Here is a 12,619-nt window from a genome sequence, read left to right on the forward strand (position 1 = left end):
CCGGAAGAGTTGGAGTTTCCATGCCTGCCCACAGACAGTCTGACAACCATCCTGCGGTGACCGCCCTGACCTGGTCAGGAGGCGTGCTGGCCTGGCTCGTGGCCGCCGCCGTCGCAACCCCGTCCACCGGTCTGCCACTGGCCGTCGTGCTGCCCGTGACCCTGATTTTCGGTGCGCTGGTGGTCGTGGCCATCCGCAGCACCGTCGCCAGCGCCCGCGGCACCGCCGTCCGGGTCGCCCTGGCCGTCGCGATCGGCCTCCTGGTCGGCGAACTCGCCGCGATGACGCTGTTCAGCAATGCCATCACCCAGCGCATGGACGCCCAGGCCGCAGCCCGCGCCGCGGCCACGCCCGCGGTGGCCACCGCGCAGGGCCAGCTGGACGCGCTGCGTGCCGGTCGCGGCGCGCTCGACGCGGCCGTCGACTCCGCCCGGCAGCGTCGTGACGACGCCCAGGTCGTGGCCCGCTGCGAATACCACCCGACGCCGTCGTGCGCCCAGCAGCCGGTCACCGGCGTGCCCGGCGACGGCCAGATCACCCAGAACACCCAGGACATCCTCGAGCACGACCAGCGTGAGCTCGATGCCGCGCTGGCGGCCCGGGGCGAGCAGGCCCCGACTCTCGACGCGCGGATCGCCGGCGCCGAGCACGCCGTCTCAGCGGCACGCGATGCGGCCGGCGCCGACGCGGACCGTGGCTTCGGCGCGCGGTGGGTCGCGATGAACGGCTACACCATCGAGACGCCCGCCGCGCTGGTGGCGCGCATCGCCGTCGTCGGCGTCTGCGTCCTGCTGTACCTGCTGCCGATGCTGCTGCATGCCCGGCAGGACCGGACGCTGCGCGAGCGTCACGACGAGTCCCGGCTGCGGGCCGAGCTGCGCGCCGAGACCGCCATCGCCGTCAAGCAGGCCGAGGTGCGGGCCGAAGCCGAGATTCTGAAGGCCGAACACCAGTTGGCCGCTATGAAGCTCGCGCTCGAAACCGACGCCGAGATCAATCGCGAATACCACCGCCAGCGCGTGGCGGAGGCCCTTACCGGTGAGCCGGCGCAGCCCGCGCTCGCGGCCCCCACCGCCGAGGTGCTGCGGCCGTCCGATTCGCAGCCGCAGCCCATGTACTCGGACTGGGACGAACTCATGGCGTTCCCGGACCCGCAGCGACGTTCCTTGAACGCCGGCCCCGCGCCGGAGCCCGAAGCGGCCGACGCTCCGGCCGAACCGGCCGCCACGGCCGAACTGGTCCCGATCGCCGACCAGCCGGCCGACAACCTGCCGGTGCAGGCGACCTCCCAGCCCGCCGGCGGCCTGGCGCTGCCGCAACTGCCCGACCTCACCAAGGTCGCCGCTCGCCTGCTGCGTCCGCTGATGGCGCCCGTCGCACCGGTGGTGGACCGCGTCATCGACACGTCGGTGCAGCAGCTGCGCTCGGCGCAGAAGGTCATCGAAGAGTTCGAGGAGATCACCTTCACGCTGCGCCGGACGTCCCGGACGACGGTGACCGAGAACGAGCACGAGCAGTCGTCGGGCCCGCGCGCCGCGGACCAGGGCCAGGCGCTCGGAGCGGGCCAGGGCGTCCACCCGCGCGTCGAACCCCAGTGGGCCGCACCGCAGATGAACGCGACGTTCGCACCGACCACGCCGCTGCGGAGCGCCGACCCGTACACCGCGCTCGACGGCACCGACACCACGATCATCGACGCCGCCGACGAGCGCCGTCAGCTCAAGGAAGGCCGCCGCGCCATCGAGCCGTAACCCGGGGATTTGTGCACGATTTTCCGCGCCTCGCGCGGAAAATCGTGCACAAATCCCTAGGGCAGCGAGCGGTTCAGGCGCTCGGTGGCGGCGAGGTAGTCCTCGATGAACTCGCGGACTACCTCGCGGGCGGGCTTGACCTTGTTCATCAGGCCGACGCCCTGGCCGACGAAGTAGGTCGCCAGCTGCTGGGCGCCCGGATGCCCTTGGGCGGCCAGTCGGTCGATGCGCCGGATCACCGGCTCGCTCAGCATGTTCTGCAGCGGCAGCGGAAGTGGCTTGCGGCCACCGTCTTTCGGCGCCCAGGCATCCGTCCAATCCGAAACCAGCTGGCGTGCGGGCTTTCCGGTGCGGCCCGCCGACCGCACGGTGTCACGTGACGTGGCGGCCAGCATCTTCTGCTTGGTGGCCGGCGCGGTCTCGGCCTCCTCGGTGGTCAGCCACACCGAACCGGTCCAGGCCCCAGCGGCGCCCAGCGCGACCGCCGCGGCCATCTGCCGACCGGTGACGATGCCGCCCGCCGCCAGCACGGGAACCGAATCATCAATGGCCTCAATCACTTCCGGTACCACGACAAGCGTCGAGACCTCACCGCAGTGCCCACCGGCCTCGGTGCCCTGCGCGACGATGAGGTCGACCCCGGCTGCCACCTGCTTGACGGCGTGCTCCTTGGCACCGACCAGCGCGGCCACCGGAATCCCCCGCTCGCGGCCCGCCTCGATCATGTAATCCGGCGGCACCCCAAGGGCATTGGCGATCAGTTTGATGGGGTGGCTCAACGCCACGTCGAGCAGGTCGTGCCCGGTGTTGCCGGACAGCACCGACCCGCCGGTACGGACCCGTCCCTCGGGCTCGATGCCATGGTCGATCAGCAGTTGGGTGACGAATTCCCGGTATTCCGAAGGGATTCGGTCGGCCAGCTGGCCGTCGGACAGGTTCTCGCCCTTGCCCTCGAATTTCGCCGGGACGATGATGTCCGCACCGTAGGGCCGGCCGCCGACGTGATCGTCGATCCAGGCGAGTTCCCGGTCGAGCTGCTCGGGGGTGTACGCCGTCGCGCCCAGCACGCCGAAACCACCGGCGTTGGTGACGGCGGCGACCACGTCGCGGCAATGGCTGAAGGCGAAGAGCGGAAAGTCGATGCCGAGCTGTTCGCAGATGCGGGAAGTCACCCCGTCAGTTTTGCCACCCCGACTTGACGGGTGTCAATAGCCGACCCGGTCAGGGCAGCTCAAACGGCAGCTTCACCCCGGCGTGGGCCAGACAGTGAGTGCAGGTCCGTTCGGCCGGGACGGTCGCGAGGGCCTGCTGCACCAGGGCCTTGAACATCGGGGTGTTCCGCTCGAACTCCGCGAACACGTCGACGGTGGTGACGCCGGCCCCGGCCTCGATGCCCGCGTCCAGATCGGTCACCAAAGCGATTGCCGCATAACACATCTCGAGTTCCCGGGCCAGCACGGCCTCGGGGTAGCCGGTCATGTTCACCAGCGTGAACCCCTGGGTCGCGAACCACTGGCTCTCGGCGCGGGTGGAGAACCGGGGCCCCTGGATGACCACCATGGTGCCGCCGTCGATGACGCCCGGTTGCTCGGCCGCGACGGCGCGCAGCGTCGGGCAGTACGGATCGGCGAAGCCGACGTGGATGCCGCCGGCGTCGAAGTAGGTGTCCTCACGGCTGCGGGTGCGGTCCACCAGCTGGTCCGGCACGACCACGGCACCGGGTCCGAGGTCCGCGGTGAGGCTGCCGACGGCGCACGGGGCGAAAATCCGGCGCACCCCGAGCTTGCGCAGCGCCCACATGTTGGCCCGGTACGGCACCGTGTGCGGCGAGTACTCGTGCTTGAGCCCGTGCCGTGGCAGGAACGCCACCTCGTGTCCGCCGACGGCCCCGATGGTCACCGGCGCGCTCGGCGCGCCGTAGGGCGTGTCGACGGTGACGGTGCGCGCGTCGTCCCCGAAGAACGTGTAGAAACCGCTACCGCCGATGACTCCCAGCATCCAACGACTATTCGGCGTCGGTCTTGGGAGCTTCCGTCGTCTCCGGCGTCACGGCCGTGACGGGCGTCGGCGCGGGCGCCGCCACGTCGTCGTCCTCGATATCCTCGGCCTCGTCCTGTTCCAGCTGCGCGCGGGCCCGCCGGGCGCCGTCACGGATCTCGAATGCGTCGGTGGCCAGGGCACCGATGGAGCTCGCCACGTCCTTGACGGCGGTGACGACGATGTTCATGACCTCGCCGACGGTGCCTGCGACGGCTTCGACGGATTCCTGCACGACATCTTTGCGAATCTCGTTCTTGCTGAGCCGATCCTTCATGCCGATAAGTGTAGGGGCGTGGGACGATTGCGCGCGTGGCCAGTCTTTCGCAGTGGATAGAGGGCGCCCGACCGCGCACCCTCCCGAATGCCGTCGCTCCCGTGCTGGCAGGCACCGGCGCCGCCGCGTGGGTCGGCGGTGAGGTGTGGTGGAAAGCGGCTCTGGCCCTTGTGGTTTCGATCTCGCTGATCATCGGCGTCAACTACGCCAACGACTACTCCGACGGCATCCGCGGCACCGATGACGACCGGTCCGGGCCGGTCCGCCTGGTCGGCGCCAAGTTGGCCTCCCCACAGGCGGTGCTGGCGGCGGCCGTGATCAGCCTGTCGATCGGCGCCGGTGCCGGCCTGGCGCTGGCCCTGGTCAGCCAGCCGTGGCTGATCGCCGTCGGCGCGGCGTGCATCGCCGGCGCCTGGCTCTACACCGGCGGCACCAACCCGTACGGCTATCGCGGGCTCGGCGAGGTCGCGGTGTTCGTGTTCTTCGGGCTGGTCGCTGTGCTCGGCACGCAGTACACGCAGGCCCTGCGGGTCGACTGGATCGGGCTCGTCCTCGCCATCGCAGTCGGGGCGCTGTCGTCGGCGGTATTGGTGGCCAACAACCTTCGCGACATCCCGACCGATCAGGTGTCGGGCAAGATCACGCTGGCGGTGCGGCTCGGCGATGCCCGCACCCGAAAGCTGTTCCAGGTGCTGACGTTGCTGCCGTTCGTGCTGACCGCGGTCCTGACGCTCGCGACCCCGTGGTGCCTCGTCGGCTTCGCGGCGGCGCCGCTGGCGGTCCGCGCGGCCAAGCCGGTGCGCTCAGGCCTCGGCGGCCGCGAGCTGATCCCCGTGCTCAAGGACACCGGGCTGACGATGCTGGTGTGGTCCGCCCTGATCACCGCGGTGCTGGTGGCGATCAAGCCCTAGCGCCCGGGCGGCGTCAGTCGCCGGCGGAATCCTCGCCGTGCAGCCGAGCCTGCAACTGCTCGCGCTCGGCGCGGCGACGCTCGTCGACGGCGGCGATCCCGGCGGTGGCCCGGCGGCGCAGCGGAGCGAACAGCCAGATGCCCAGCGGCATGCCGAGAACCAGCGCGAACAGCAGCGCCACCATGGCCGGGAAATCACGGATACCCAGCAACGCGACGACGCCGAAGATCGCGCCGGCAATCACCGCTACCAGCAGCAGCCGGGCGAGCGCGTAGAGAAAGACGTCGAGCAGCAAACGTGGCATGGACGGGGTAGCTGGCGCATCAGACACCGCACGAGTTTACCGACGGACGCGTATATTCGAATAAAGGAGGTTTTACGTGCAGTTCCTGCTCCTGATCACGCTGCTGGCTCTGTTGGCCTACGTCGGCTGGCGTGCCACTCGCGCGACGGCCGCGCGGCCGACCACGCGTGTCATCGGCCCGGACGACGATCCGGAATTCCTGCGCCGGCTCGGCTCGTAGCGACTCTCTACAGCGACAGCGGAAATCCGTCGGCGACTGCCACGGCCAATTCCAGCAACGCATCCCTGGTGTCCGGCCGGAGCCGGTCCAGACTGATCTCGGCACCCTCCTCCAGGTGCGGATCGAACGGCACCACCTGCACGGCGCGGCAGCGGCGACCGAAATGGTCGACCACCTTGCGCAGATCGACCTTGCCGGAGCGCGGACGCACCGCGTTGACCACCGCGACGGCGTTGCGCACCAACTCCTGATGACCGTGGGCATCGAGCCAGTCGAGGGTCGCCGCGGCGCTGCGTGCGCCGTCGACCGAGCCTGAGCTGATCACGACCAGCACGTCGGCATGCGTGAGCACCGCGCCCATCGCCGAATGCAGCATGCCGGTGCCGCAGTCCGTCAGCACCAGGCGGTAGTACGGCTCCAGCACCGCCAGCGTGCGGGCGTAATCCTCGGAGCTGAACGCCTCCGACACCGCCGGATCACTCTCCGACGCCAGCACCTCGAGCTGGCTCTCACCCCGCGAGGTGTAGTTGCGGACGTCACTGTAGCTGGAGATGCCCTCGGCGTCCCGCAGGAGATGACGGACCGTCGCCGGCGTCTCCAGCGGCACCTTCTGGCTGAGCGTGCCGCGGTCCGGGTTGGCATCCACCGCGATGACGCGGTCGCCGCGGATCGACGCGAACGTCGCCCCCAGCGTCGCGGTGATGGTCGTCTTCCCGACGCCGCCCTTGAGGGACAGCACCGCGATCCGGTAGCAGTCCCGCAGCGGTCGGTTGATCTGTGCGGTCAACCGGTTGCGGTGCAGGGTCTTGGGGCTGTCGCCGGGATTGAGCAGGGTTCCCGTCGCGTAGTACAGCGCCTTGCGCCAGCCGGTCGACGGTGCGCGGCTCGGGCGGCTCAGCAGCGCGACCGTGGCGGGGTCCAGGCTCCGCGGCTTCGCGGGTGTCGGCGCCAGAACAGGTGTCACCGCATGTGCGATGACGATGCGGGCCTCCGGCGCCGCGGTGGGCGTGGCGACAGCGACGGGATCAGCCGGGTCCTTGAACCGGCCCTGGGCGCGGAACGAGGTCAAACTCAACCGACCCCTGCGTACGAGTGCAGGCCGACGGTCACCAGGTTGATGAAGAACAGGTTGAACACCATCGCGACGAAGCCGACGACGTTGATCCACGCGGCCTTCTTGTCACGCCAGCCGGCGGTGGACCGGGCGTGCAGATACGCGGCGTAGACGACCCACGCGACGAACGACACCGTCTCCTTGGGGTCCCAGCCCCAATAACGGCCCCACGCCTCCTCGGCCCAGATGGCCCCGAAGATGACGCCGAACCCGAAGATCGGGAACGCGAAGATGGTGGTCCGGTAGGCGATGCGGTCCAGGGTCTGGGCATCCGGCAGGCGCTCGATCATCCGGCCGAAACCGTTGTCCTGATGCGCCAGCGGCGACATCTTCAGCAGGAACAGGATGCTGGCGACACCGGCGACCAGGAAGACGCCGGAACCGAGGCTGACCACCGAGACGTGGATGGGCAGCCAGTACGACTGCAGTGCGGGCATCACCGGCGCGGCGTTGGTGTACAGCCACTTCCCCGACACCGACAGCAGGATCAGCTCGGGCACCAGGACGAACACCCACAGCGCGCGGAACTGCGGCTTGCGCAGCACGACCGCGGCCGCGATCAACCCGCAGAAGCTGGTCAGGTTGATGAACTCGTACATGTTGCCCCACGGCACGCGCGTGGTGGCCAGGCCGCGCAGCACGATGCACGCGAACAGCATCGCGATGCCGACGTACACGAGGGCCAGACCGACCCGGCCGATGCGCTCGTCCGTGGTGCGCGTCGGGTCCTCGACCACGACGCCCGGCGTCATGCTGTCGGCGCCGACAGCACTGCGGACCGCTGCCCCCACCATCTGCTCTTCGCGCGAGCGCTCATCGGCCTTGCGGCCGCGGCTGTACGCCAGCTCGACCGCGAGCAGCAGCAGCGCACCGACCAGCACGACCACCGACGTGGTGAATGCCCAGTCCGAGTACCGGGCCAGGTCGATGTCGATGTGCTCTGTATTCATCGCTTGTCCTCAATCAACCGCTCTGTGAGCTTTTCGAACTCGTCGCCCCACCCCGAGTTGTCCGTGCGGGCCAGGCCGCCGAGCTCGACGTTGACGGTACCCGGCCCGGCCGACACGATCCGAATCCAAACGCGGCGCCGGCGCACCACCAGCGACACCAACAGGCCGGCCATCATGGTCAGCGCGAACACCAGCACCCACACCTGCGCCGGGTCATGCGACACCTGCACGTTGATGAACGGCACCGCGCCGTCGAACTTGATGACGGTGCCGTCGTCCAGCTTGGTCTGCTCGCCGGCCTTGAGGTTGACACGGGCCTGCTTGGTGAGCCGCTTCTGGTCGATCAGCCGGGGGTCGAGCGAGAACAGCGACTGCGGGCGGCCGCTGTCGAGCCCGGTGTCGCCGCGGTAGATGTCGATGGCCACGGCGGGCGCGTTCATCGCCGGGAAGCTCGAGGACAGCAGCTTGCCGTCGAGTTCGGCGGTCGGCGCGAACAGGCCCTGGATGGCGATCTGGTGCTTGCGCCGCTCGCGGTCGTCGGGGTAGCTGCCGCCCGGCGGGTCGATGCGTGCGACGCCCGACGACAGCAGCGTCAGCGCGTTCTCGGGCTTCCACTGCACCGTCGAGGTGCGGGTCTGGCCGTTCGGGAACGTGACGGTGAAGGTCGGCGCGTAGCCGTGGCCCTGCAGGTAGATGCGCTCGCCGCCGATCCGCAGCGGGTGGTTGACCTCCAGCCGGTACGGCCGCCAGGTACCGCTGACCAGGTCGGCGCCGTCCTGGTAATCGATGTTCGCGGCGAACGCCGTGGCCTGCCCGCTCGGCAGGTACCGGGCGTCGAAGTCGTGGACCCGCAGGCAGCTGGGGTGCAGCGAGGTGCCGTCGACGACGTTGCCGGCGCGGAACGAGTCGAACGCGGCCGGTGAGGCCGAGCAGAACCCCGGCCCGCCGTCGGCGATGACGATGACGTTGCCCTCGTAGCCGAACATCTTGCCGAACGCGATGGCCACCAGCAGGCCCAGCAGCGAGAAGTGAAAGACGATGTTGCCGAACTCGCGCAGGTAGCCCTTCTCGGCCGAAATCTCGCGAGTGCCGTCGTCGAGCGTTCGGGTGGTCTGGCGCCAGCCCTTGAGCCGCCCCGCCATCCGGTCGGCGACGGCGTCCAGCTCACCCGGCACGGTGGCTTCTGCGTGCTTGGGCAGCCGCGCCAGGTTCCGCGGCGCGGGCACCGGCACGGCACGCAGGCTGCGGATGTGCTCGATCATGCGCGGCGTCAGGCAGCCCACGAGCGAGATGAACAGCAGCACGTAGATCGAGGTGAACCAGAAGCTCGAGAACACCGAGAAGGCCTGCACCTTGTCGAGCCACGGCCCGATCGTCGGGTGCTGCGCCAGGTATTCGTCGACCTTTCCGGCGTTGAGCGAACGCTGCGGTAGCAGCGCGCCCGGGATGGCGCCGAGGGCCAGCAGGAACAGCAGCACCAGGGCGGTGCCCATCGACGTCAGCGTCCGCCAGGTGTTGCGGAACAGCGCGACCACCCGAGAGATCGGGCCGGGGCGGCGGGTCTCGCCGCCCGACACGGCGTCGGGCGCGGAAACGTCGGTCATATCGGGAGCCTCACGTTGCTGACGAAGGCGTCGCGCACCCAGGACGTGAAGTCGTTCCACACGCCGGTGACCAGCGCGGTGCCGACGACGATCAGCAGCAGACCGCCGAAGATCTGAATGGCGCGGGTGTGCCGGCGCAGCCAGCCCAGACCCTGCACGGCGCGGGCCGACCCGAACGCCAAGAGCACGAACGGAATTCCGAGACCCAGGCAGTACGCGATCACCAGCGCGATGCCACGGGCGACGCTGGCGCCGTCACTGGCCGAGGCCACCGCGATGACGCCCGTCAGCGTCGGCCCCAGGCACGGGGTCCAGCCCAGCCCGAACACCGCGCCCAGCAAGGGGGCGCCGACGACCGTCGACACCTGGCGCGGCGTGAACCGCACCTGACGCTGCAGGGCGGGCACCAGCCCGATGAACACCAGGCCCATCAGCACCGTGATGACGCCGCCGATGCGTTGCAGCAGAAGCTGATTGGCGATGAGGGTCGTGGTCAGACCGAGCACCGCGACCGCCCCCAGAAGGAACACCACGGTGAAGCCAGCGACGAACAACGCCGCCGCGCCGGCCACCCGCCAGCGGGCGGTGCGGACCTTGGTCGTCCCCTCCGCATCGTCGACACCGACCACCGCGGCCAGATACGACAGGTACCCGGGCACCAGCGGCACCACGCACGGCGAGGCGAAGGACACCAGCCCGGCCAGCACGCTCACCCCGAGGGCCACCAAAAGCGGTCCGGCCGCTGCGGTTTCGGCGAAGGAGGTCATGCCCTGCCCTCTTTGGCAAGCCGCTCGACGACAGGCTTGAGGTCGTCGGCCAGCAGTTCCCGCAGGAACACGGCGGCCACCCGGTGCTGACGGTCCAGCACCAGCGTCGACGGGATGACCGTCGTCGGGTACTTGCCGCCGAACGCGATCATGGTGCGCATCGCCGGGTCATAGATGGACGGGAACGTCACCTTGTGGTCGACGACGAAGTCGACGGCGGCCTGTCGGTTGTTGTCACGCACGTCGATGCCGAGGAACGCGACGCCCTGCGCCTTGGTCTGCTCGTACACCTTCTCGAGCTCGGCGATCTCCGAGCGGCACGGGCCACACCACTGACCCCAGACGTTGATCACCACGACCTGATCTGAAAAGTCATCCAGGGACAGGGTTTTCGACGGATCCGTCAGCGACGGACCGCGCACCGCGCCCGGCTTGCCACGGCTCGCCGGCGGGTCGTAGAAGATGTCGGTCTTGCCGCCCGGCGCCACGAACTCGAAGGTGCCGCCCTGCGCGACGGCGTCGTCACCGGTGGAGCAGCCGACGAGCAGCACGGCCGTCGTCAGGACGGCCGCCATCACTGCCCCGGCGCGGGCCACCAGCGAAGTCACTGTCCGGCCAGCTCCGAGTATCCCCAGCCGACCATCTGGTCGCCATGGAAGTAGAACGACGTCACCGACGCCAGGTTGCACATGCGCTTGGTCGGGAAGTGGTGCAGGTTCTTGCCGAGCATGGCGCGACGCAGCGTCTCCACCGGCAGCTGATGGCTGACGCACACCGCCTCGTGCCCCATGCCCTTGACCCGCGCCCGGTCCACGGCGGCCGTCATGCGCGCCGCGATGTGCTTGTACGGCTCGCCCCACGACGGGGTCTTCGGGTCGCGCAGATGCCACCAATTGCGCGGGTCGCGCAGCGCGCCGTCACCCGGCGAGACCCGCTGTCCCTCAAACACATTCGTCGACTCGATGAGCTCGGGATCGGTGTCGATGGGCAGGCCGTGCCGGGCCGCGATGGGCGTCGCGGTCTCCTGCGCGCGCTCCAGCGGCGACGCGACGACGTAGACGATGTCGCGCTCGGCCAGCCAACCGGCGACCGCCGCGGCCTGCGCCTGCCCACGCTCGGAGAGGTGGAAATCAGGCTTGCGGCCGTACAGGATCTTGTCGGGGTTGTGGACCTCGCCGTGACGCATCACGTGCACGATCGTCTTGTCGGTCATGCGGGCTCCTGAGCTTGGGCGGCGGCCTGCGCGGCGGCGGGCAGCGCGTCGGCGATCCGGTCGAACGCAGCGTCGTCGAGTGCGGCCGAGACGAACCAGGTTTCGAAGGCACTGCACGGCGGGTAGACCCCGGCGTCCAGCAGGGCGTGGAAGAACGCCGGGTAGCGCCAGGTCTCGGTGGCCTTGGCCGATGCGAAGTCGCTGACGGGCGCATCGCCGAAGAACACCGTCAGGAAGTTCCCTGCGCGCGAAATGCGGTGCGCGACAGAGGCTTCGGTGAGCGCGCCGGTCAGCAGCCCGGACAGCCGGTCGGCGTTGACGTCGAGGGCGCGGTAGACGGCGTCGTCGGCGGCGCGCAGCGTGGCCAGACCCGCGGCCATCGCGACCGGGTTCCCGGACAGCGTCCCGGCCTGGTACACCGGGCCGAGCGGAGCCAGCCGTTCCATCACCTCGGCGCGACCACCGAACGCGGCGGCGGGCAGGCCGCCGCTCATCACCTTGCCGAAGGTGAACAGGTCGGCATCGACCGGATCGAGGCCGTACCAGCCGCCACGGCTCACGCGGAAGCCCGTCATCACCTCGTCGATGATGAGCAGCGCGCCGTGCTCGGCGGTGATCTGCCGCAGCGCGGCGTTGTAGCCCGCGGCCGGCGGGACGGTGCCCATGTTGCCGGGGCTGGCCTCGGTGATCACGCAGGCGATCTCATTGCCGGCCGCGGCGAACGCCTCACGGACTGCGTCGAGGTCGTTGTAGGGCAGCACGATGGTGTCGGCGGCGGCCGCCCCGGTGACGCCCGGCGAAGACGGCAGGCCCAGCGTCGCGACGCCGGAGCCGGCGTCGGCCAGCAGCGCGTCGCTGTGACCGTGGTAGCAGCCGGAGAACTTGATGATCTTGGGCCGGCCGGTGAAGCCGCGGGCCAGCCGGATGGCGCTCATGGTGGCTTCGGTGCCGGAGTTCACGAAGCGGATGCGCTCGACGGGCGCGACGCGGTCGATGATCTCGCGCGCCAGCTCCGTCTCGGCGGGCGTCGGGGCGCCGAACGACAAGCCGTTGACCGCGGTGGTCTGCACGGCCTCGACCACGGCGGGGTGGGCGTGGCCCAGGATCATCGGGCCCCACGAGCACACCAGGTCGACATACCGGTTGCCGTCGGCGTCGGTGAGCCAGTAGCCGTTGGCCGAGGTGATGAAGCGAGGGGTACCGCCGACCGAGCTGAAGGCCCGCACAGGCGAGTTGACCCCGCCGGGGATCACGGTCGACGCATCGGCGAACAGTTTCGCGGAGACGTCGGTAGAGCGCATGGCCACCAGTGTCCCAGCCGCGCGCGAATGGACCAACTACAGGGTGTAGGAGCCGGCTCACGCGGCGGTGGGAGGTCGCGCCAATCCCCGGCCGTGGGTAGGCCCACGAGACCTCACGAACCACATCCGTCACGTCCGCGCGGCTCTCCCCCGACACCTTTCGCCAGGAG

Annotated in this window: 14 protein-coding genes; 3 read left to right on the plus strand and 11 right to left on the minus strand. The window is 69.8% G+C overall.

What is annotated here, in order from left to right:
• Window positions 1–56: 56 nt before the first annotated feature.
• On the plus strand, window positions 57–1,751 hold the full coding sequence (locus BR47_RS30880) for a DUF4407 domain-containing protein (RefSeq protein ID WP_051634886.1): 1,695 nt from the start codon (window positions 57–59) through the stop codon (window positions 1,749–1,751).
• A 56-nt stretch (window positions 1,752–1,807) separates the two neighbouring features.
• Here the strand turns inward: BR47_RS30880 and BR47_RS0118955 are convergent, their stop codons facing one another.
• From BR47_RS0118955 to BR47_RS30885, 3 genes are read right to left on the minus strand one after another with little or no spacing between them, the layout of a single operon-like run.
• Window positions 1,808–2,923, minus strand: a complete 1,116-nt coding sequence (locus BR47_RS0118955) for an NAD(P)H-dependent flavin oxidoreductase (protein ID WP_020101235.1) — start codon at window positions 2,921–2,923, stop codon at window positions 1,808–1,810.
• Between the two features lie 49 nt (window positions 2,924–2,972).
• Window positions 2,973–3,749: an S-methyl-5'-thioadenosine phosphorylase gene (locus BR47_RS0118960; protein WP_020101234.1), complete on the minus strand. Its 777-nt coding sequence runs from the start codon at window positions 3,747–3,749 to the stop codon at window positions 2,973–2,975.
• Between the two features lie 7 nt (window positions 3,750–3,756).
• Complete coding sequence (locus BR47_RS30885; protein WP_020101233.1) at window positions 3,757–4,065, minus strand: hypothetical protein; 309 nt, start codon at window positions 4,063–4,065, stop codon at window positions 3,757–3,759.
• A 35-nt stretch (window positions 4,066–4,100) separates the two neighbouring features.
• Between BR47_RS30885 and BR47_RS0118970 the strand changes: the two genes are divergently transcribed.
• Window positions 4,101–4,976: a 1,4-dihydroxy-2-naphthoate polyprenyltransferase gene (locus BR47_RS0118970; RefSeq protein ID WP_029105166.1), complete on the plus strand. Its 876-nt coding sequence runs from the start codon at window positions 4,101–4,103 to the stop codon at window positions 4,974–4,976.
• Window positions 4,977–4,989: 13 nt separating this feature from the next.
• Here BR47_RS0118970 and BR47_RS0118975 read toward each other — a convergent pair whose 3' ends face one another.
• On the minus strand, window positions 4,990–5,280 hold the full coding sequence (locus BR47_RS0118975) for a DUF4229 domain-containing protein (protein WP_020101231.1): 291 nt from the start codon (window positions 5,278–5,280) through the stop codon (window positions 4,990–4,992).
• Window positions 5,281–5,356: 76 nt separating this feature from the next.
• On the opposite strand from BR47_RS0118975, the gene BR47_RS33550 reads away from it, so the two are divergent.
• Complete coding sequence (locus BR47_RS33550) at window positions 5,357–5,500, plus strand: hypothetical protein (RefSeq protein ID WP_020101230.1); 144 nt, start codon at window positions 5,357–5,359, stop codon at window positions 5,498–5,500.
• 7 nt (window positions 5,501–5,507) lie between these two features.
• Here BR47_RS33550 and BR47_RS0118985 read toward each other — a convergent pair whose 3' ends face one another.
• From BR47_RS0118985 to hemL, 7 genes are all read right to left on the minus strand, one after another.
• Window positions 5,508–6,575: a nucleotide-binding protein gene (locus BR47_RS0118985; RefSeq protein WP_141772269.1), complete on the minus strand. Its 1,068-nt coding sequence runs from the start codon at window positions 6,573–6,575 to the stop codon at window positions 5,508–5,510.
• Complete coding sequence (ccsB, locus tag BR47_RS0118990) at window positions 6,572–7,564, minus strand: c-type cytochrome biogenesis protein CcsB (protein WP_029120476.1); 993 nt, start codon at window positions 7,562–7,564, stop codon at window positions 6,572–6,574. The genes BR47_RS0118985 and ccsB overlap by 4 nt, the downstream gene beginning before the upstream one ends.
• Window positions 7,561–9,057 (minus strand): cytochrome c biogenesis protein ResB, encoded by a 1,497-nt coding sequence (locus BR47_RS0118995; RefSeq protein WP_051634895.1) that lies wholly within the window; start codon window positions 9,055–9,057, stop codon window positions 7,561–7,563. The genes ccsB and BR47_RS0118995 overlap by 4 nt, the downstream gene beginning before the upstream one ends.
• Before the next feature lie 107 nt (window positions 9,058–9,164).
• Complete coding sequence (locus BR47_RS0119000; RefSeq protein ID WP_029120478.1) at window positions 9,165–9,935, minus strand: cytochrome c biogenesis CcdA family protein; 771 nt, start codon at window positions 9,933–9,935, stop codon at window positions 9,165–9,167.
• On the minus strand, window positions 9,932–10,510 hold the full coding sequence (locus BR47_RS0119005) for a TlpA disulfide reductase family protein (RefSeq protein ID WP_036420539.1): 579 nt from the start codon (window positions 10,508–10,510) through the stop codon (window positions 9,932–9,934). Before BR47_RS0119005 ends, BR47_RS0119000 begins: the two co-directional genes overlap by 4 nt.
• 29 nt (window positions 10,511–10,539) lie before the next feature.
• A complete protein-coding gene (locus BR47_RS0119010) occupies window positions 10,540–11,148 on the minus strand; it encodes a histidine phosphatase family protein (protein WP_020101224.1) in 609 nt (202 codons plus the stop codon).
• On the minus strand, window positions 11,145–12,449 hold the full coding sequence (hemL, locus tag BR47_RS0119015) for a glutamate-1-semialdehyde 2,1-aminomutase (RefSeq protein ID WP_029120479.1): 1,305 nt from the start codon (window positions 12,447–12,449) through the stop codon (window positions 11,145–11,147). Before hemL ends, BR47_RS0119010 begins: the two co-directional genes overlap by 4 nt.
• Window positions 12,450–12,619 lie beyond the last annotated feature (170 nt).

The sequence above is a fragment of the Mycobacterium sp. UNC410CL29Cvi84 genome (assembly GCF_000686745.1).
GTDB lineage: Bacteria > Actinomycetota > Actinomycetes > Mycobacteriales > Mycobacteriaceae > Mycobacterium > Mycobacterium mucogenicum_B.